The organism is Mesoplasma lactucae ATCC 49193 (assembly GCF_002441935.1).
Lineage (GTDB): Bacteria > Bacillota_I > Bacilli_A > Mycoplasmatales > Mycoplasmataceae > Edwardiiplasma > Edwardiiplasma lactucae.
The window spans coordinates 1-21,638 of the sequence record NZ_CP023668.1 but is presented as its reverse complement, the minus strand read 5'-3'; the positions used below and the strand labels follow the sequence as shown (position 1 = coordinate 21,638).

The 21,638-nt window shown below is 28.6% G+C and carries 18 protein-coding genes and 1 riboswitch; of the genes, 12 read left to right on the top strand and 6 right to left on the bottom strand.

Features of this window, described 5'->3' with window-relative positions:
• Positions 1 to 18: 18 nt before the first annotated feature.
• The 6 genes from CP520_RS00085 to alaS form a co-directional block, all read right to left on the bottom strand.
• A complete protein-coding gene (locus CP520_RS00085; RefSeq protein ID WP_096862453.1) occupies positions 19 to 732 on the bottom strand; it encodes a hypothetical protein in 714 nt (237 codons plus the stop codon).
• A gap of 7 nt (positions 733 to 739) precedes the next feature.
• Positions 740 to 1,564, bottom strand: a complete 825-nt coding sequence (locus CP520_RS00080; RefSeq protein WP_096862452.1) for a DNA adenine methylase — start codon at positions 1,562 to 1,564, stop codon at positions 740 to 742.
• Positions 1,564 to 2,421, bottom strand: a complete 858-nt coding sequence (locus CP520_RS00075; RefSeq protein ID WP_157755759.1) for a DpnII family type II restriction endonuclease — start codon at positions 2,419 to 2,421, stop codon at positions 1,564 to 1,566. The genes CP520_RS00080 and CP520_RS00075 overlap by 1 nt, the downstream gene beginning before the upstream one ends.
• Before the next feature lie 109 nt (positions 2,422 to 2,530).
• Positions 2,531 to 2,866 carry a hypothetical protein gene (locus CP520_RS03685; RefSeq protein ID WP_100679879.1) on the bottom strand — a complete coding sequence of 112 codons (336 nt, stop codon included), beginning with the start codon at positions 2,864 to 2,866 and terminating at the stop codon, positions 2,531 to 2,533.
• Positions 2,817 to 5,243, bottom strand: coding sequence for a hypothetical protein (locus CP520_RS00065; RefSeq protein ID WP_096862449.1), 2,427 nt, complete (start codon positions 5,241 to 5,243; stop codon positions 2,817 to 2,819). The genes CP520_RS03685 and CP520_RS00065 overlap by 50 nt, the downstream gene beginning before the upstream one ends.
• A 63-nt stretch (positions 5,244 to 5,306) precedes the next feature.
• Positions 5,307 to 7,988 (bottom strand): alanine--tRNA ligase, encoded by a 2,682-nt coding sequence (alaS, locus tag CP520_RS00060; RefSeq protein WP_096862448.1) that lies wholly within the window; start codon positions 7,986 to 7,988, stop codon positions 5,307 to 5,309.
• Positions 7,989 to 8,191: 203 nt separating this feature from the next.
• Between alaS and CP520_RS00055 the strand changes: the two genes are divergently transcribed.
• The 12 genes from CP520_RS00055 to CP520_RS00005 all read left to right on the top strand — a co-directional run bounded on the left by CP520_RS00055 (position 8,192) and on the right by CP520_RS00005 (position 21,086).
• A complete protein-coding gene (locus tag CP520_RS00055) occupies positions 8,192 to 8,515 on the top strand; it encodes a helix-turn-helix domain-containing protein (RefSeq protein WP_100679880.1) in 324 nt (107 codons plus the stop codon).
• A 4-nt stretch (positions 8,516 to 8,519) separates the two neighbouring features.
• On the top strand, positions 8,520 to 10,418 hold the full coding sequence (locus CP520_RS00050; protein WP_096862446.1) for an AAA family ATPase: 1,899 nt from the start codon (positions 8,520 to 8,522) through the stop codon (positions 10,416 to 10,418).
• A 267-nt stretch (positions 10,419 to 10,685) separates the two neighbouring features.
• Positions 10,686 to 10,838 carry a hypothetical protein gene (locus tag CP520_RS03680; RefSeq protein ID WP_157755758.1) on the top strand — a complete coding sequence of 51 codons (153 nt, stop codon included), beginning with the start codon at positions 10,686 to 10,688 and terminating at the stop codon, positions 10,836 to 10,838.
• Positions 10,832 to 11,869 (top strand): ABC transporter ATP-binding protein, encoded by a 1,038-nt coding sequence (locus CP520_RS00045; RefSeq protein WP_096862445.1) that lies wholly within the window; start codon positions 10,832 to 10,834, stop codon positions 11,867 to 11,869. The genes CP520_RS03680 and CP520_RS00045 overlap by 7 nt, the downstream gene beginning before the upstream one ends.
• Before the next feature lie 44 nt (positions 11,870 to 11,913).
• The gene (locus CP520_RS00040) at positions 11,914 to 12,699 is read left to right on the top strand and encodes a carbohydrate ABC transporter permease (RefSeq protein WP_169835694.1); all 786 of its coding nucleotides are present in this window, start codon (positions 11,914 to 11,916) and stop codon (positions 12,697 to 12,699) included.
• Positions 12,683 to 13,579 carry a carbohydrate ABC transporter permease gene (locus CP520_RS00035; RefSeq protein WP_096862443.1) on the top strand — a complete coding sequence of 299 codons (897 nt, stop codon included), beginning with the start codon at positions 12,683 to 12,685 and terminating at the stop codon, positions 13,577 to 13,579. The genes CP520_RS00040 and CP520_RS00035 overlap by 17 nt, the downstream gene beginning before the upstream one ends.
• Positions 13,567 to 15,207 (top strand): hypothetical protein, encoded by a 1,641-nt coding sequence (locus CP520_RS00030; protein WP_096862442.1) that lies wholly within the window; start codon positions 13,567 to 13,569, stop codon positions 15,205 to 15,207. The genes CP520_RS00035 and CP520_RS00030 overlap by 13 nt, the downstream gene beginning before the upstream one ends.
• 585 nt (positions 15,208 to 15,792) lie before the next feature.
• A riboswitch (nucleoside riboswitch) is annotated at positions 15,793 to 15,856 on the top strand.
• A 119-nt stretch (positions 15,857 to 15,975) separates the two neighbouring features.
• Positions 15,976 to 16,701: a PD-(D/E)XK nuclease family protein gene (locus CP520_RS00025; protein WP_096862441.1), complete on the top strand. Its 726-nt coding sequence runs from the start codon at positions 15,976 to 15,978 to the stop codon at positions 16,699 to 16,701.
• Entirely contained in the window at positions 16,685 to 17,755 is a 1,071-nt protein-coding gene (locus CP520_RS00020) for an ABC transporter ATP-binding protein (protein WP_096862440.1), read from the top strand. Before CP520_RS00025 ends, CP520_RS00020 begins: the two co-directional genes overlap by 17 nt.
• The gene (locus tag CP520_RS00015) at positions 17,748 to 18,569 is read left to right on the top strand and encodes a carbohydrate ABC transporter permease (protein WP_096862439.1); all 822 of its coding nucleotides are present in this window, start codon (positions 17,748 to 17,750) and stop codon (positions 18,567 to 18,569) included. Before CP520_RS00020 ends, CP520_RS00015 begins: the two co-directional genes overlap by 8 nt.
• Positions 18,556 to 19,452: a carbohydrate ABC transporter permease gene (locus CP520_RS00010; RefSeq protein ID WP_096862438.1), complete on the top strand. Its 897-nt coding sequence runs from the start codon at positions 18,556 to 18,558 to the stop codon at positions 19,450 to 19,452. Before CP520_RS00015 ends, CP520_RS00010 begins: the two co-directional genes overlap by 14 nt.
• Positions 19,440 to 21,086, top strand: coding sequence for a hypothetical protein (locus CP520_RS00005; protein ID WP_096862437.1), 1,647 nt, complete (start codon positions 19,440 to 19,442; stop codon positions 21,084 to 21,086). Before CP520_RS00010 ends, CP520_RS00005 begins: the two co-directional genes overlap by 13 nt.
• Positions 21,087 to 21,638 lie beyond the last annotated feature (552 nt).

Genomic DNA, 21,638 nt, shown 5'->3' with positions numbered 1-21,638 from the left:
ACATCGTGCGAATTGAAGTTATATCAATGAACAATCCATATAACTATAGAGATTAGAATAAATAGGCAGGAAATAGCTATCAACAATCAAAAATATCATTTTAATTCTCAATTGTTTTCGGCGGCAGAAATTATCGCTCCTGGAATCGCTACTAAAGTTGGCAAGAACAGAAATTGAAAAGAAATTGAAGATTTTGTAAAAGAAATTAGGTAACCTTTTATATATTCCCTTCTTAAAAAGATAACTATAGTTCATAAATTGGGAAAACAATTCATCTCTAAAATTATTTTGCATTTGAAAGCAGTTGAAAAGAAAAGCATTTTTTTTATTAATTTTTGTTGAAAAATCATTTTCTATATAATAAGTTTTTCCACAACCTGGATTTCCTAAAATTAAAAAAGCATTTTTTACAGGTTTTATTTTTGTAGGTGTAGATGTTTCTAAACCAATTTTTGATTTAATTTTGTTAATTTGTTTGATATTCCGTTTGATTTTAATTTTCTTGACCAGAGATTCTTTTTTATCACTAAGAGAATTAATTGACTTTTCTAGTTTGTAAATTTGTTTTTCAATCTTTTTAAAATTAGGAAACTTACTCCCCTCATCATTACTTAAAATTAAATCAGCATCTTTTATAGTAGCGTTAATTCTATTTACATCTTCTTTTAGCCTTCATAATTCATAGTTATCCGGTGTAAGTAGATTTTCATATTTGTCGTAAAAATTCTTCATATTCTGATTAATAATTACTTATTAATACTTCCTCCACAGCATTTCTTTTTTGTCCATTGGAATTAATGTTTCTAGCCATCATCACAATTGAGATATTGTAGTCTCTATATAAATCTCTTATAAATTCTGTATTATGATTTGAAACTAAGAATTTAATTCCTTTTTTATTTAACTCGTCGCAGAATTCTTTTAGTTCAACTTGATTTGCTCTATCGAAATCGTCTTTAGTATAAGTTGTAAAAGTATCTTCTTTTAATTTGTCATACGGTGGATCAATATAAACAAAATCTCCTGCTTTAATGTCTTTTTGAAGTTTTCTATAGTCTTTACTTACAATTGTTGTAGTTTTTAAAAAATCAGAAATTTCATCAATATTTTTTTTGTCATAAATTTCTGGTGCTTTTTCTTTTCTTCCTCAAGGTACATTAAATTTATTATTCGCATTCACTCGATATAATCCATTAAAATCAGTTTTGTTTAAAAATAAAACTCTTGAGGCTCTAAAAGTTGGGTTAAAGCTTTTGTAAATAACATCCGCTTTATCAAGATTTCTTAAATAGTAATAAAACTCTTCAGGACTTTTGTTATATTCAATTGCTAATTTATCAACGTTGTTCATTAATTTCTTAGGATTATTTCTAATTGTTTTATAAAGGTTAATTAGTTCTTTATTATTGTCATTAATTAGAGAATTTGGCATTTCTAAACTTAGAAATAAAGCCCCACCTCCAACGAAAGGTTCTACTAATCTCTTAGTATCCTTTGGAATTCTACTTTTGATTTCATCAACAAGTTTGGATTTTCCTCCAGCTCATTTTACAAATGGTTTCATTATTTAGAAAACAACTCCTTTACTGTATGGTTTTTTAATTCATCTAAGTTATAAATATATTCAATATCTCCATAAGCTTCTTCAATTTGATTTTTAGCAGATTTTCATCCAACTCCATCAGTAATTCAAACAAAGTGAAAACCTTTCACATTGTTAATTCTTTCATCCAATAGAATGTATGATTTTGCAACTTCATTCAATTTAGAACCACCAGATGAGTAGAAATTTGTTTCTCCTAAATAAATTTCTCCATCGTATTCAAACATGAAATCAAATACTTTATCTGCACTACCATCAGGGAAAATCTTTAAAATATCTTCTTCACTGATTAAGTGATTAATTAATAGATTTTTAGAGTTGTATTGTAAAGTTACATCTAAACCTTTATCTGCTAATAATTCTGCAACTTTAGTTTCCATAACTTTACCAGTTCTATTTTTTCTAGCATTAGTGTCTAATCCCACTTCAACACCAATTAAATAATCGTTAATATTCTTAACATAACCTTTTCCAACTAATTCATCTAAAGGTGAATTCTTAATAACTTCAATAACTTCTTCGTTTGGAGTTTTGTTATTAAATTGAATTAATTCATAATCTTTACCTAACATTTTCTTTTGCTCATTTCTTGTAGCAAAAAGAAGTGGTACATATTGTTTTATAGAAGGATTATCATTTAAAACTTTATTTAAATTTTTATAAAAGTTTTCCTTATCTCCGATAATTTTATTTACCTCATCAAATTCAAAAGATCATTTTTCATAATTTGAAATAACTTTATCTACATCAACCAAATCTTCATAGGTCATTATGCCTGGTTGCAGAGTTTGAATAAACTCATTAAAATCTTTTTTCATAACCATTATCCCTTAATACTGAAATTATAAAATTTCATCACTAGTTAGATTATATCAATAATGAGATCTTCTAAACTTATTCACACCAATTTAAAATAAAAAAATCTAGCTATGCTAGATTTAAAGATTCTTCGTCAATTATTTCATTAATTGATTCAATTTGAATTTTTAATAGCTCAAATAATTCATCAAAAAATTTATCCCTTGACATTCCTTTTTGTTTGTTAGAAATTAATTTGAATTTTGTATTGAGTACATCATCAACATCATACATTTTTGCAAATACTTCCCCAGGCACTTTTTCTCCTTCTGAAGTCAATTTATATATTTCATTGTCATCGACACAAAAAATAATTTCATTGTTTTTAGTAAGTTCAAGATTGATAACTATTTCCTTACAATCCTTCTGTTGAGTTGTAAAATTTAAATCTTCTTTTGATTGCATTTTCTCCACCTTCCATTTCATCAATAATTAATTTTGTAGTATCAAACGGGTCTACTTGTTCTAAGCAACCGAATTTCGGTGTTATTTTTTTTGTTTTTTTATTAGCTTCTAGGAATATTATATTATCTGCATCCAAATTAATGGCCAATAAAGGATTATGAGTAATAATAATAATTTGATGTTCATCCCTAATAGCATTAATAGTTTCAATTATTTCGTTAATGTTTTTGTTAGAAATATTATCTTCTGGTTGGTCGAACATAATTATGGCATTATTATTTTCAGCTTTTGTTAATTTATATTTTATATAAATTTTAGCTTCTTCACCTGGTGTAGAACCTTTTTCGCTATCATAAGAATTATTAATAATAATATTAGTTTTTGAATAAGAGTTAATGAATTTCTCTTTTTTGGCATCAATTATTTCGTTGATTCCATTTTTAGCTTCTGGAGAAATATACTGTTTATTTATAGAATCATTCAATTCTTCATCAGTAGTTATCAACTCAAACTTTTCACAATTTTTGTTAAAAATGCTTGCGATAAGTTCACCTTTTTCTAAAGTGATTCCGTGATATTTTGTATGCATTTCAAATTCATACCCAGATTCATCTGGTTTAGATACTGCTATTCCACCAGACGTACTTAAATGTTCCTGTCTTATAGCATCGTAAGTTATGTTTTTGTTTTTTTCTTTGGCAATCTTGGATTTAATAAAACCTTTTACTTTGTTGTTTATTTTATCCTTAGAATCTCGATAGTTAGTAAGTTCTTTTTCTTTTGCATTTCTTTTAGAATTCATCGCTTTATTTTTATCACCTATTAAGCTATCAACTTTAGCAAACATACGTTCCTTTGCTTTTTCTTCATAAAATTTTAAAGAATATTTTTTATTTAAAAATTCTAAATATTCAATAACCTTATTTAGGTTTTGAATATCTTCATTTGTTTCAATATCTTCTTTCAATAAATTTTTGGAAAGCCCACTAATAATGTCTTGTATATTTTCGATAGAAGATTTAATTTTTGTCACTACATCTTCATAATCCTTTTTGCTATAGCATTTTGTTTTTTCTATTCTTGGATAAAACATTGGTTTATCATCAAGAATTTTTACGTTAAAATCAAATCTATTTAATTCAATTTTTTGATTATCAAAATCAATATTCTGTTGTACAACGTCTTTTATAACTTTTATTGTTGAATTAACTGATTTTACGAAATCATCATTATTTATGTTTAATTTTAATTCGTTTACTACATCATCAATAAGTGAATCTTTATACGTTATTTCATTTTGTGAAATGGAAGTTATATCCAAATTCTGAGAAGCATTATTAAAAGACAAGCCATTAATCTTTTTTATTTTTTCATAATACTCAGGTACCTTATTTATTTTGGAATTATCTTTTAATATATTTTGAAATAAAGCACTCTTACCAGAACCATTATTTCCTATAAAAACATTTACTGATTTATCTAGAAGGATTTTCTCTCCATTAATGTCGATGCTTTCTATATAATTCATATTATTTTCATTAATTATTCTATCTATTCTGGTTGTAGGTGAAGAAAGTGCGAACAATAATCCCCTAAAATTCGGAAGCATTTTTACACTAGTAAAGTACTTTTTAGGATCTTCGGCCATTTGTTCTTCTCTTGTTTTTTCATCATGATACGGATAAATGTTTCAATTATGACAATCACTACCAGTTATCAATCCATATGGCATATTAATTCTATTTAAATCATTTCTAAATATTCCTTCGACTCTTGGTTTTTGGTATTCAGCTCCATTAAAAAAATACCCAAACTTATTATCAAAATCTCTTGTCATATCTGTAGCAGACCCATTAATTTTTTTGTGGTCCTTCCCTTTTGTTTGTGGAGGAATTATTAGAACATTTAAACCAATTGCTGAAATTAATTCAATTAATTGTTTTTCAGTTAGAAATTCTTTCTTTTGTATGTGGCAGCATTTTTCAGCGATAACATCTTGAATTTTTTGCAAATCATTTTCGTTTTTAGCATCAAAGTATACATTGAGCTGACCATCAACCGGAGAATCATCAAATTTAACATTTAATTCAACTCCTGGAATGATATTTTTAACTATTTTCTTTTCTCTTTTAGAAATCATTTCCTCTGCTGCCATAAAGATTTCCTTATCAAAATTGTTGTGGTCAGAAAATGAAAATAAACCAATTCCATACTCCTCTAATTTATCGAATAAAATATTTAAATTGTCTATTGTACTTTCAGGTACTAAATTTTCATCCCTTTTTGTGCTACCAATTGAATGAATGTGCAAATCAATCTTAATATTGCTATTTAAATGTCCTAGCACTTCACTTTTTTGTTCTTCTATTTGCCCCATATTTTTTCTCTCCCTAATAAAAAAATAAACGTAATCCCTCGTTACGCTTATTTTACTCTATTATTAATATTTACCTTGAGCGATATTAGCATTTCCTCCACCTTTTGGTGAAACTTCAAGGTTTTTGAAAATATCAATTGCTTTGTATTTATCTTGTAAGCTTTCAGAAACTGCAACAACAGCAAAATTACCATTATTTGTTTCACTTAAAAGAATCACAATTACACCATCATATTTGTTTCTTAACACATCAGCTAAAGCTTTTAATTCTTTAATATTTAGATCTTTAACAGTTAAATTGATTTCATCAACACCATTTTTGCTTTTAGTTGGTGTTACTTGTTCGTATTCTTTAATCTTGTTATTAGTTTTTAATTCTTCAACTTTTTTATCTCAATCTTTAAAGCTTTGTTTAAATTCATTAATTAACTCTTTTAATTTGGTAATGTTTTTCTTATCAACAGTTAGTTTTTTAATTTGTTCAAACTTAGTTTCTAAATCTTTATCACTTAAAGTATCTTTTAAGATATTGTATTTAGACATTAAGTTTTCAACTTCTTCTTTTTGTTCATCAAAAACATTATTAACATATTCAGAAACTGTATCGTTGCTTGTTAAACAAGTCACACGATAAACTCCAGCTCCTTTTGATTCAATTTTAGTAATAATAAAGTCTTCAATATCACTTGTGTTTTCAACGTGAGTTCCCCCACAAAGTTCACTAGAAAAATCACCAAATTTTACAACACGAACAATATCATCATATTTTTCTGTAAAGAAAGCTAAGGCATGATATTTATTAATCGCATCTTGAATAGTTGTATGATAAACTTCACGATTAATACCTAAGTTAATAATGTCATTAACTGTATCTTGAACTTGTTCTAGTTCTTCATTTGAAATATGACCATCATAAGTAAAGTCCATTCTTAATCCGTGTTCATCGTTATATGAACCAGATTGCATTACAGTGTTTCCTAATACTTGACGTAAAGCTGCATGAACCATGTGAGTACCACTATGGTTTTTCATAGTTAATTCACGTTTTTCTTCATTAACTTTGGCATCAACTAGATCACCGACTTTAAGTTCATGACCTTTTAATTCAACTTCCATAATGTTTTGACCTTTTGGTCCTTGTTGAACGTCACTCACAAATACTTTTGAACCATCTTTTAAGAATAGATATCCGTTATCTGCAGCTTGTCCTCCTTTTTCAGCATAGAAAGGAGTTTTATCTAAAATCACAAAGACACTTCCAGTTGAAGCTTTTTCTACCGGAGTTTCATCGACAAACATATAAACAATTTTAGCTTCTGGATTTTCTAAAGTGTCATAACCAATGAATTCAGATTCAACATCTAATTTTGTAAATAATTCGTTTTGTTTATTTCAAGCTTTTAAATCTTTTCTAGAAGTACGACTAGCTTCTTTAGCTTCTTCTAATAAACGGTTGAATTCATCTAAATCAACTTCAACATTTCTATTAGCAGCTAGTTCTTGTGTTAATTCAATCGGGAAACCAAATGATTCAAATAATAATAAAGCATCAGCTCCATCAACTTTATTTTTTTCTTTAATAATAGTTTCTAATTTTTCAAATCCTTTAGATAAAGTTTTTAAGAATTGTTGTTCTTCTTTTTTAATAGTTTTTTGAATAATTTCTTTTTTATCTTTTAAGTAAGGATAGAATTCACCCATTACATCAATTACATAATCAACTAATGTATATAGAAATGGTTCATTAATTCCTAATTCTCTTCCATAAGTAGTTGCTCGTCTAATTAAACGACGAATAACATACCCACGATCTTTGTTTGAAGGAAAAGCTCCATCAGCAATGGCAAATGAAACTGCTCTCACGTGATCTGCAATAACTTTAAAAGCAGTATTAATTCTTGTTTGTTCTTTTGTTGGGTTTTCATAGTTTTCAATTGAATAATTAAACCCATCACTTAATTGCTCAACTGCTTTAATAGTTGGTAAGAACAAATCAGTTTCAAAGTTAGTTGGTGTATCTTGAAAGATTGAAGTTAAACGTTCTAATCCAGCACCAGTATCGATATTCTTTCTTGGAAGTTCACTATAGTTATCATGACCATCATTGTTATATTGTGAGAAAACAATGTTTCAAATTTCAATATAACGGTCGTTTTCCATATCTTCTGATAATAATTTAGTTCCTAAATTATCTTTATCTCATTTAATTCCACGATCAAAAAAGATTTCAGTGTTAGGACCGCATGGTCCTTGTCCAACATCTCAGAAGTTGGTATCACGAGTCATTTTAAAAATATGATCTGTGGGAATCCCGATTTCTTTAGTTCAAACATCATAAGCATCACTATCTTCTTCAAAAACAGTGATATATAGTTTATCTTTTGGAATGGCAAATCATTCTGGTGAAGTTAATAATTCTCAAGCAAAGTGAATTGCTTCTGTTTTAAAATAATCTCCAATTGAAAAGTTTCCTAACATTTCAAACATGGTTTGGTGACGTGCAGTGACTCCAACATTTTCAATATCATTTGTTCTAATTGCTTTTTGAGAGTTTGTTAATCTTTTTGATGGAGGTGTTTTTCTCCCATCAAAATATGGTTTTAAAGTAGCAACTCCAGAGTTAATTCATAATAAACTTGGATCGTTTACTGGAATTAAACTAACTGGTTCAACAAAGTGGTGTTCTTTTGAAATAAAGAAGTCTAATCACATTTGTCTAATTTGATTTGAAGTTAATTTTTTCATTTATATTTCTCTCATTCTATAACTTGTTTTAAATATAAAGTTTTGTTACTTATTTTCTTTAAATAACGTTATCTTTTATTATACTTAATTCTCTTTCACTTTTAAAAGGTGAAATTAGGTAAATAATTATTTATTTCTAAATAAATTTAAAAACATTTTTTGTAATACTTTACAAAAAATGTAAAGTGAGTTAATATAAATTCATGCAAGAAATATTAAAAAACATGGATATAAAAATCTCAGAACTCGCTACTTATTTAAACATATCTAGACCTACTTTGTATAGATATATAGAGCTATATGATAGCGGGCATACAAAAGAGATAAATAGACAAGTTTTAAAATTATTTAAATTTATTGAAAAAAATAAATTTGCCTCAAAAAACAAAGTAATTAAATACATATTGAATGATTTTGATGCCAATGAAAGGACATCAAAAGATAAAGAAGAAATTATTGCTATTGTTAATGAGATGAATACAAAACAAGCAAAAGAATTGCTGAAATTATTAAAAGGGGAATTATAGGTATATGAGCCAAAGAAAAATTAAAATTTCTAAATACAGAAATTTAGGAATTAAAAAAGATGATGAAGTCATCTTAAACCAAGCGTTAAGCAAAGGAAAAATTGGAGATTTAGTTACATTAATAGGACCAAATAACTTAGGTAAAAGTAACGTTTTAGCAGCTATTAAAAATATATCAAACTACAATCGAATTACAGATTATGATATCAACGAAAGAGCAATGTCTAAAGATGAAAAAGACGTCTCATTAGATCTTGTTGTAAATACTGATAGTGGTTTTACTTTCCACTATAAGAAAACAAAGAATGAGTGATTTGGTACACCATGAAAATGCAATAACGAAACACAAGAAAGAATTGATTATGGTTTTGAAGAATTCAAAGATATATGTGAAAAAGTTATAGAAAAAGCAAAGGAAAATGAAATACCTGCGTTAAATAATAATGGTCACTATTCCAACGGTAGATATATTTACAATAACACAGAACAAGTAGAACTTGCAGAAGCGCAATTTGAGATGAATACTCAATGATTTAAGAACCGCAACTTCATTTTAGATAACGCGAAAAACGATATTCAATCACTATCAATTCTTTCGACATGACTAAAAAATTATTTAGTTGAAGAAGGTGAATCTAGAAACAATGAATTTGTAAAAAGAATTCTATCTAAAAAATATAATAAATTATCTAAGGTTTTAACCTCACCGTTTGATGATGAATTAGGTTTTAACTTAATTCCAAACATTTATGAATATAAGGATAATTTAGAAATAAAGGATTCTGATTTATCTGTTGAAGTACATGACGGTCAAATGAAATTGAACCCCTTCTTAGAAAGAATATTTAAGGCAATAAACCAAGACCCTTCAGAATTCACTGATTCATATAACAATTACAAAACAAATAAGAGATTAAGCCTTATTAGAGACATGGAAGCGCCTCTAAACAAAAGACTGCAAGAAATTTCTAAAAAATTTAATAATATTTATAATGTTGGAAAAGAACGTTATAAATTTAAACTACTAATTAACCCATCGGATGTAACTTTTGCGATGACCGATAAAAAGCAAGCTGTATCTATTTCAAGAACGTCTGAAGGATTTAAATGATTCTTTAATTTCTTTTTCAATTATCTATTAGAAAAGCCTTTTAAGCCTGGAGATATAGTTTTAATTGATGAAATAGGATCAAGACTTCATCCAAAGGGCATTATAGAATTAAGAGAATTTTTAAAAGATTATTCTATAGAAAATGATTTAACTTTTGTTACTGCTACACACTCTTGTCAGATGGTAAATAACGATTGTTTAGAGGAGTTAAGAATCGTACAAGAATCTGATGAAGGAAGCAACTCAACAATTAAAAATCGTTTTACAATGAACGACAGCAAAGAAGGAGATTACGATATTCTTTATGATTTAAAAGCCGCTCTAACCGTTGAACAACACCAAATTATGGATCCGAATGTCGAAGTTGTTTTTGTAGAAGGTGAAACAGACTATAGTTATCTATCTGCTATGAAAAATTTCTTCGGTTTAGGTAAAATTCTTTTCTTCATACCAATTCAAGGCGTTCTTATGAATAAAGAAAAATTCGAAGAATTAATACAAAAACTAAGAAAAATTAGGAAGAATCCAAGATTTTTGATTGATGGGGATAATGCAGGTATGAAGTTTAAAAAGATTGCGGAAGATAATGATTATGAAGCAATTACTCTTACAGATATAAACCCTAGTTTTAAAGTGATTGAAGATTTATTTTCTAAAGAAGATTTAGAAAAATTTGGATTAAAAAACAAAACTTATAACAATGCATCGGTTTTTAAAAAAACTGTTAAAAAAGAAGATTTATCAAAAGAAACATTAAATAATTTTGAGAAATTATTTATGGAAATAAAATAATTGTTGACTTGTATAAAATGGTTTAGGCCATTTTTTATTTTGAAAATTAATTTTTATTTTTCTTGTAATTAATACCAATTTTTAGGTATACTAACTTTCAAAGAGAAATAAATTATTTGTGAGAGACAAATAATAACTAAATAATAAATATCGTGAGATATTAACCGAAAAAAGATGCTTTCAAAAACCTTGGAAGCACCCTTTTTTTAGGCTTTTTTCACTTGTTTAGAATTATTTCTTTAAAAATTGAAGGGAGAAACATTGATTATGAGAGTAATTATTGACAAGAATTTGAGCCTAGAAGCTCAAGAAACTTATAAAACCAACGGAAGCATTTTTGATGTTTCTGTTGGTTTATTTTTTTGTAAAAATTTATCAATAGAAGCAAATAACTTTAAGGAAGGTTTTAAAAAATGCTAGAAGTTAAGAATTTATGTATTTCTTATGGAAAGAAAAAAGATAAAAAAACAGTTATTGATGATATTTCTTTAACCTTGGATAAAGGACAAATTATTTCTTTATTAGGAAGTTCTGGTTGTGGTAAATCAACAACCTTAAATGCGATAGCAGGATTCTTAGAAGTTGATAGTGGCGACATTCTTTATAATGGTCAAACTTGATTAGATACTTCAACTCAAAAAAGAAATATTGGAGTTGTTTTTCAAGACTATGCTTTATATGCAAATAAAAGTGTTTATCAAAATATTGAAATGCCTTTAAAAATGCTTGGAATGAATAAAAAAGAGAGAAAAGAAAAAGTAGAAACAATTGCTGAAAGGGTTGGAATGGCTAGTTTTTTAAATAAACAAGTTTCATTACTTTCTGGAGGGCAAAAACAACGAGTTGCTATTGCTAGAGCAATTGTTAAAAATCCAACCGTTCTCTTATTAGATGAACCCTTTTCAGCTCTTGATGCAGCTTTAAGAAAAGGAACAAGAGATTGAGTTCATGACTTAGTTAAAGAAATGGGTATCCCAACAATCATGGTTACTCACGATCAAGAAGAAGCTTTAAGTATGAGTGATTATATCTACTTACTTCATGATGGAAAAATGGCATGTGAAGGAAATCCATACGATTTATGAAATCTACCATGTAATACCTATACTGCTAAGTTTGTTGGTAATACAAACATTATTAACTACAACAATAAAACTATTGGAGTTAAACCTCAAGATGTTCTTTATCAAAAAACTTCTAAACTATTAGGAATTGGAATATTAATTAGAATGGATTATGCAGGAGATGATGCAATTCTAATCTATCAATTAGAAGATGGACAAGAAATTAAAATGATTAAATCTGCTCATTCCGATATTAAAGAAGTAGTTGAACTTTATGGAAGAAGATTAATTGAGTTTGATGAAAATGGAAACTTAATTAAAGAACGAGAAGTTAAATTAACTCCAATGCTTAATTCCTTAACTTTAGAAATAGAAGGAGTTATTTAGCTGTGAAACACAAGAAAACAACTTGGCTATACCAGTTGAATTGAGTGCTACCAGCCGTAATCTTAATTCTACTTTTCATAGCGTACCCTTTATTCATAATCTTTAAAAACGGATTTAACTCCGTTCCTGTTAGTGGAGATTTTATTGGTGGCTGATATCAATTCCACCAAATCTTTACAGATAAGAACTTTTTATGGGCTATAGCAAATACAGTTATTTATGCTGCTATAGCCATACCAATTTCTTTATTTATTTCGATTATTATCGCTAAAGGAATTAGCAAAGTTTGACATCCAAGAATCCTACAATCAGCTTTCTTTATGCCTTTCTTAGCTTCAAGCTTAGCTTTAGGAATGGTTTTTCAAACCCTATTTAACCCGATGGGATTTACTAGCCAAGTTCAAACAAAAGCTTTACTAATTCTTTATGGAGTTTTTCAAACCCTTCCCTTTAGAGTAATTATGTTTACAACTGCTTATATGGCAATTGATCAAAGAATGTATAAAGCAGCAAAAGCTGATGGAATGAGATGATATCAAATCTTTTGAAGAATAGATTTAAGTGAAATAGCACCAATCATTTTATATACATTAACAACAGGAATAATCTCTGCTTTTAAATTTATTCCGTTTGGATTATTTACTGACTATAACTCAGCAATTGCTCATGGTGGGCAAACAATGGTTTATTACATTTATGCGCAAATTAATGAAATCCAAAACTATGGAAAAGCTAGTGCTGCTTCAATTATCTTGATCATTATTGTTTTAATCTTAACAATTGCTAATGCACTAATTTGAAGGGAGAAAAAACATGCGAAAAACAAATAAAAAATATTGGATTCAGATTGGTTTAGTTTTCGGTTTATCCATTCTAGCAATTGGAATATTATTACCATTAATTTACATGGTTTTAAATTCATTTAAGTCTTTTGAAGAATTAGGAACTTCAAATAATTTCTTACCAAAAACTTGGAATACAGATGCTTATAAAACCTTATTTAAAATAACTTCAGAAAAAAATAATATTCCAACCTGACAATACTTCACAAACTCATTGTGAATCACAACAGTTATGATGATTTTTCAAACCCTTATCTGTGCTTTAGCCGGCTTTGGTTTATACTACTGAAAAACTAAATTTAATACCTTTGTACAATGCTTATTTGCAGCAGTTATGACAATTCCAGCTGAAGCATTATTACTAGGTAGATTTATGCAAAATACCGCTTTAGGATGACAAAACTCAGCTTTAGCTTTAATCCTGCCTTTTATTGGAAATGTTTATGGAATTTATCAATTTAGAAGTATGTTCTATAGACTAACACCAAATACAAAAAGAGCCGCTATGGTTGATGGAATGACTCCAGGAGAGTACTTCTGAACTATAGCAATTCCAGCTATAGTTCCAGCAATCTTGACTAACTTTATGGTGCAATTTATTACAGCTTGAAATGCTGTTTTATGACCAATCTTAGTTATGGAACCCGGAAGTAAGTTTGCAACCGTTCCTGTTCTTATGTACTACATTAATACTTTAAGTTCTGATCAACTTGCAAAAATGGGATTTGGAATAAAAGTTAATGCAGGTGTAAACCTTGTTAACTTAAAAATGGCTACAGCTACATTGAGCATGGCTCCAATCTTTGTTGGATTCGTAATCTTTAATAGACCATTAATGAAAGGAGTCTTAAAACAATGAACAAAATAAATCAATTCTTTCAAAAAACCTGGAAATGAGTTCTTGTAGTTTTATTTCTGGCTACAGGAGTCGGCTTAACACTAGCCTTTACACCTTTTCATCCAAAAATAGATGAAGAACCACAATTTGCATTAGGAAGCGATGTTATGGGTTATGCTGAACCTTCAAGAAAAGCTTGAACTAATGATGATAAAACTGGTGTTATTGATACTTTTAATGAATATTGAGCAAAAGAACATCCAGAACTTCCTAAAATTCATGCTTACTATGAAACAAAAAGCACCTATACAAAAATAGCTGCCGGATATCAGCTTCCGGACTTAATTCTGACTAGACCTGGAAATGTTCGCCAATATGCAGTTAGTGAAGCTAAAAATCAAATTAGAGAATTCAATAATCTCTCAACTATTAACGAAACTTTTTTACCAGAATTTAACTTTGAAAATCGTCAAATTGGTGCACCAATCTTTAAATCATTTAACGTTAATATCGTGAATGCGAAAGTTTACAAACAATTAACAGGAAAAGATTGAGTACTAAATAAAACCTTTACTTATGATGAAGTTTTAGATTTACTTAAAGTTTGAGATTCTAGACCCGACCTTTCAAGAGATGAAAAAGGTAACAAAATTCCTATGCTTGGATTTGATGATTTTACTTACCAAATCTTTGAAAATCAAGCTACAGGAACTGGTGCTTATAAACCTAACGAAAACTTTGTTTTTGACTATAAAACAACTGGAACTGGTGATAACTTTGACATGAAATTCAATGTCAAAGATGGAGACTATTTCCAAAAAATTATGGACTCAGGTTACTTTATTGGAGCACCAGTTAATTCAGGTCAAAAAACTTATACCTCAGTTACAATGAGAAAAGGAAAAATGTTAATGAGTTCTTGTTCAACTGCTGGTTTATTTCCACTTGATATCAAACCATATCGTTGAAGTAAAACTAAAAATGAATGAGTAGCAAACCAAGGAATGGATGATGGAAATAAACCAATCGCTATTCCCTATCCTGAAGGATATAAACTTGGTAAAATGCAAATTAATCAAAATTCAAAACAATATCAAAAATGAATCAAAGATGGGAACTCAAAAGAAACTTTCAATCCAAATAAAGACAATGAATCATTACAACCAAATGATGATGAATTTGGACAATGTTTAAACATGACAGCAGATACTACTAGAAGTGGTGAATTAAAAAACTGATCAAGAACTTTAGGATTAGCTGGGTTTAAATCAGTTGGTAAAAACGCTAGTTTAAAAGAAGCTACTGTAAATGGATTTATTGATTATGTACTTTCAGGAGATAAATTAAATAAACTAGCTTTAGCTGCTAACTATGTTCCAACAACAACCATTGGATATGAAGCTTGAAAAGAAACAAAACTAAATGGAACAAACGCTTTAGATAAGAAATATGCTCAATATAATCCTTTAGAAAAGAATGTTTATTTTGAAAATAACCCAGCAGATACATTTGCTTATAATACTTTAAACTCAATGTGAACGAATAATTATCTTCCAGGAAGAGGTAAAAATTCTTTCTATGAAGTCTTTAATTATGAAAACTTTGTTAAATATACAAACTTTGGAGATTTATATAATAAATCAAAAGTTATTAACTAGATATTAAATTTTAAATAAGTGTGATTAAATCACAGTCCACAAAACCGGTCGTTAAGATCGGTTTTTCCTTTGCTTATTTATCACAAAATTTGATTAATTGTTAACAAATCGCAGTCCATGAATTTGGGTTCTCATATCACAAAAATAAAAATTTTGTAGTCATTTCACAGTCCATAGCCCATACCATAAATTACAAAATTTTGTTAACAAATCGCAGTCCATGAAATAGATCTTCATACCATAAAAAATGAAAAATTCTCGGCTTATCACAGTCCATAAAAGCTCCTATATATCATATTTTTGAAATAAGTGTTAGCTAAACACAGTCCATGATTGATAGCACAAAATTAGATTAATTGTTAACAAATCACAGTCCATGATTCTTGGAATAAACTCTAAAATTTATTTAAATATTGGAAAAAATTCTTTTTGTGAATTAGAAATGCAACAAAGCCTAAGAGTAAAACCTTAGATTAAGTTATCCACATTTTTAGTTTCATTTTGAAACTATTATTTTAATGTCAAGTCTACTTTTTCAAAAAAGATTAAGTAAGATTAAGTTAGAAACTGAATATTACAAGAAAAGCTTATATAGGGTAGCATAACGGGCTACTGACTCCACCCCTAATCCAAATTAGGGACTATGAGATATATTAAGAGAGTAGCTTTTTCGTTATAGGAGAAGAAGCACTCTTTTTTTATCTCTAAAATTACCCCTTTTCTTGTCTTTTTTTATTCAGAAAATAATAAAAAGGGATTAATTGAATAATGGGAAATAACAAACAGAAATATGCCGATAAACGTGCCAAAATTGATAAAGCAGCTGAAGGTTTAGTTTTTAAACCAAAAGATCATTCTTATTGAATTGGAGATGACATGTTAGATTCTCCTTCAAGAATTTTGAAACAAATCACAACTTTCATGTTTGAAAAAGTTGATTGGGATCGTATGAGATATAAAGCAAAAATCGGAACAATGACTCACGAATTAGCAGAACAATCTTATCTTGATGAAATGATTCCAACAGTTGAAGAATGAATCGTTAAAAACGATACTGAAAATGACTGAGAAGATAAATATAAAGATGAAGTTGGAAAATACTTCAAAGGTATGAGTAATTGATTAAACGATAGTCAAGATAAATACGACTGATGAGGTTCTGAAGTTTTATTATGTGATAAAGATAATTTAATGTGTGGAATTGCAGATCTTTTATTAACTGATAAAGATGGTAATTATATTGTTGGTGATTTTAAAACAAGTGCATTTATTAATATGAATTATGCTCCATTACAACTTGTAATGTATGGAAGACTTTTAAATAAAGCTCTAGGTGAAGACTTATTTAAAAAAGGTGTTTTAATTCAAATTAAACCTGATGGAACTTATCAAGAATATCCATTTGATTTCAAAGATTATGATCATCGTGTTGATGTTCTTTTAGACAATTTCATTATTAATGTAAGAGGTTCTCAATATGTTAGAAGTAAATAACCTAGTTATTAGTTATGGAAACAAGAAGAATAAGAAAACTGTTGTTGATGGAATTTCTTTAAAACTAATGGATGGAGAAATTATTTCTTTATTAGGAAGTTCTGGTTGTGGTAAATCAACAACTTTAAATGCTATAGCTGGTTTTTTAGAAGTTGATGACGGAGATATTCTTTATAATGGTCAAACTTGATTAGATACTTCAACTCAAAAAAGAAACATTGGAGTTGTTTTTCAAGACTACGCGTTATATGCAAATAAAACTGTTTATCAAAACATTGAAATGCCTTTAAAAATGCAAGGTATTCCAAAAAAAGAACGCCAAGAACGTGTTCAAGCCATAGCTGAAAAAGTTGGTATGGCTTCCTTCTTAAAGCGTGAAGCACACTCTTTATCTGGAGGACAAAAACAACGTGTAGCCATAGCAAGAGCGATTGTTAAAAATCCAACAGTTCTTTTATTAGATGAACCTTTTTCAGCTCTTGATGCCGCTTTAAGAAAAGGTACAAGAGATTGAGTTCGTGATTTAGTTAAAGATTTAGGAGTACCAACTATTATGGTTACTCACGATCAAGAAGAAGCTTTAAGTATGTCTGATTTTATTTATTTAATGGAAGGTGGACATATTTCAAGTTATGGAAATCCTTCACAACTTTGAAATAAACCACCAAATATCTACACTGCTAAATTTGTTGGTAATACAAACATTATTAAATGAAATAGACAAACAATTGGAGTTAAACCTCAAGACGTTGTCTATGAACAAACTGGTCATTATTTAGGTCAAGGAACTTTGGTAAATCAAGAATATGTTGGAGACAACGTCTTATTGGTTTATAACATTCCAAATGATTTTGGAACTCAACCACAAGAAATTAGAATGATTAAACCAGCCCACTCTAAGATTTTAGAAATTGCCGATTTATATGGTCGTAGAGTAATTGAATTTGATGATCAAGGAAGATTAATTGATCCTGAAAATCCCCTTTTAGATAGTCCTTATGAAAACGCTGTTGTTTATAACGTTGACATTGAAGAGGTCTATAAAGATGAGTAAGCAAAAAACTAATTGACTATATCAAGCAGCATGAGTAATGCCAGCAGTAATCTTAATTCTGTTATTTATTGCTTATCCTGTTTTTATTATCTTCAAAAATGGATTTAACTCAGTGCCTGTTAGTGGTGAGTTTGTTGGTGGTTGATATCAATTTCAACAAATTTTTGAAGATAAAAACTTCTTATACGCAATTTTAAATACCGTTATTTATGCATTAATTGCAATTCCAATTTCTTTATTTTTAGCAATCTTAATTGCCAAAGGAATTAGTAAGGTTTGACATCCAAGAATCTTACAATCAGCTTTCTTTATGCCCTTTTTAGCTTCAAGTTTAGCTATCGGGATGGTTTTTCAAACCATCTTTAACCCGATGGGATTTACCAATCAAGCTCAAACAAAAGCTTTATTAGTAATTTATGGGGTTTTTCAAACCCTACCTTTTAGAGTCATCATGTTTACAACTGCTTATATGGCAATTGATAAAAGACTTTATCAAGCAGCAAAAGCTGATGGAATGAAATCTTGAAAAATGTTTTTCAAGATTGACTTAGTTGAGATTGCACCAATCTTGCTATATACCTTAACAACCGGGATAATCTCTGCTTTAAAATTTATTCCGTTTGGATTATTTACAAACTATAATGCTGCAGTTGCGCATGGTGGACAAACAATTGTTTATTATATTTATGCACAAATTAATGAAATTCAAAACTATGGAAAAGCAAGTGCAGCATCAATTATCTTGATTTTAATAGTTTTAACTTTAACTATTATCAACCGCTTGGTCTGGAGGAAAAAACGTGCGAAAAACTAATAAAAAATATTACTATCAAGTAGCATTAATTCTTATTTTAGCTTTGGTTGCATTAGTAATTCTTCTTCCAATGTTATACATGGTTTTTAACTCTTTTAAATCCTTTGAAGAGTTAGGAACTTCAAGAGGTTTTTTCCCAAAAACTTGGGATACTAAAGCTTATGAAGTTTTATTTAAATTAACAAAAGAAAATAATAGTATTCCAACCTGACAGTACTTTACTAACTCATTGTGAATTACAACCATCATGATGATCGGACAAACTATTATGTGTGCTTTGGCTGGATTTGGACTTTATTATTGAAGAACTAAATTCAATGTTGTTATTGAAGTTCTATTTATGGCAATTATGACCATTCCAGGAGAAGCCCTACTTTTAGGAAGATTTATTCAAAATACTGAATTAGGATGACAAAATATGGCTTTAGCTTTAATTGTTCCTTTTTTAGGTAATGTTTATGGAATCTATCAATTTAGAAGTATGTTTTATCGTTTAAGCAGAAATACTAAACGAGCAGCAATTGCTGATGGAATGAAACCTGGAGCTTACTTTTGAATGATTGCCATTCCAGCAATCATGCCAGCGATTGTTACTAACTTTATTACTGGATTTATTACTGCTTGAAATGCAGTTTTATGACCAATCTTAGTTTTAGAACCTGGAAGTAAGTATGCAACCGTTCCTGTTTTAATGTATTACATTAATACTATGACAGCAGATCAATTAAATAAAATGCAACTTGTTCCTAACTTAAATGGTGGAGTTAACTTAATTAATTTAAAAATGGCAACTGCTACTTTAAGTGTGGCGCCATTATTTGTTGGGTTTGTTTTATTAAACAAACCCTTAATGAAAGGAATCTTAAAACAATGAAAAAGTTAAGAGTATGATTAATGACTTCATGAAGATGATTAATAGTAATTATCTTTTTAGTAACTGGTCTTGGTTTAGTTTTAGCTTTTACACCCTTTCATCCAGTTTTAGATGAACGACCCCTATTAGCTTTAAATAGTGATGTTATGGCATCAGCTGGAAGAGCTAAAGATGCTTGAATTAAAGAAGATTCAGATCCGAATAACGCCGGTATTGTTAATAACTTTAATGAAATTGAACTTCCAAAAATAAATGAGCAAAGAAAGTCACAAGGATTAAAAGAAATTCCGCAATTATATGCTTATTGAGAACCGAAAAATACTTATACCAAAATATCAGCTGGTTATCAATTACCTGATTTATATTTAACAAGAGCTAGTGGAGTTGCACAGTACTCAACTTCACAAGCATCTAGTCAAATGAGAACTTTTGATGCTAATGGAAAAATTAATAAAACATTATTATCTGAATACAACTACAAAGATATGCAATATGGTTTACCCTTATTTAAGTCTTATGATATTACTGTTTTGAATACTAAAGTTTATTATGATATCACTGGGCAAAAATTCGATACAAAGAATGATCCACATTTTAAATATTCAGATATTTTGAATTTAGTTGAACAATATAACAGCAAAGATGAATATAAGGGAAATATAGGTTTTGGTTTAGATGATTTGCCTAACCAACTATATTTAAACCAATCAACTGGCAAAGGTGCAATCGACCCTTTTAATAATCAAAATTTCACTTTCGATGTAAATAAAACAGGATTCAGGGATAACTTCGATTTAAAATTCAATATTAAAGACGCTGATTATTATGACAAAATGCATGAAAGTGGTGCTTTCATGGGAGCCATTGTTAAGAATGGCCAAAAACAATATACTTCAACTGAATTTAAAAACGGAAAAATGTTAATGACTTCAAGTTCAAGTGCCGGATTATGGGCGTTTAGTGTTGACCCCTTCTACTTAGATAAAAAAACTAATAGATGGGTTGCTAATAAAGCATATCCAAAAGATTATAAAACTGGTGATATGTCCATAAATAAAAAATCACCAAATTACATTAAGTGAAAAAGCGATCATCCAAATGACCCTGATTCAAAATACGATATTATGGGTGACCCAAAATCAATCAAACCTAATGGTGAATATAATGAATCACTAACTGTTGTTTACAATCCAACTAAAAATGGTGGAGATCGTTTCTACTCACAAGGGCTTGGATTAGCCGGATTTAAATCAGTTGGTAAAAATGCTGATTTAAAAGAAGAAACTGTTAAAGAATTTACAAAATATCTACTTGATGAAAAAATAACTTACAAAGAAGGAACTAATTTAAATAAGGCGGCAAATGCTGCTAACTATATTCCTGCAACTGAATTTGGTTATAAACAATGGGAAAGCAAAGTTTATGGAATTAACAAAGAATTAAAGAATAAAGACCCTTTAACAAATAGTGCTTATCAAGTAAATAACCCTGCTGATAGCTTCGTTCGTGAAGCTTTGGGTACTTTATGGATAAATAACTATTTAATCAACCGTAGTAGCTTTAATGAAGTATTTACATATGATAACTTTAAGAAATATACAAACTTTGGAGACTTATTTAACAGAAGTAAAATTGTTCAATAAGTTGATGTAAAATACAAATGAGGTTTGGTGACTTTACTTATTAACCAATAAGTAATTTCTATTAAGTAATCTATTAATTTAGATTACTTTTTTTATTTTTTGTATATAATAAAAGTATGAGTAAGTGTAGGAATATTATTTACATAATATTGCATACAAATAGATCCTTCGAGATCTATTTTTTTATTTCAAAAATTAAAAATGCATGTCCCACCCGACATGCATTTTAACTATTAATTTATTAAATAACTATTTAGAAATAATGTAAATAATGATAACTAACAGCACAAGTATTAATACTTGATTCATTTCGTATTGTTTCTATAAGGAAGGCCCTCCTTCCTTGAAATTCAACACGTTTGAGTAAGTGTAGAATTTCTTTAATAATATTTTACGGAATCTACTTGGTGGTTCAACCCGCATTAATCATTGTATACTATTAAAACCCCTATTTCTTGCGGTTTTATAAAGAAAAAACAAAAAAGAAATTTAAAATAATTCGGGATTTTTTTCAATTTTTCTCTTATTCTTTATTAGATAAAGTTCAGAGGA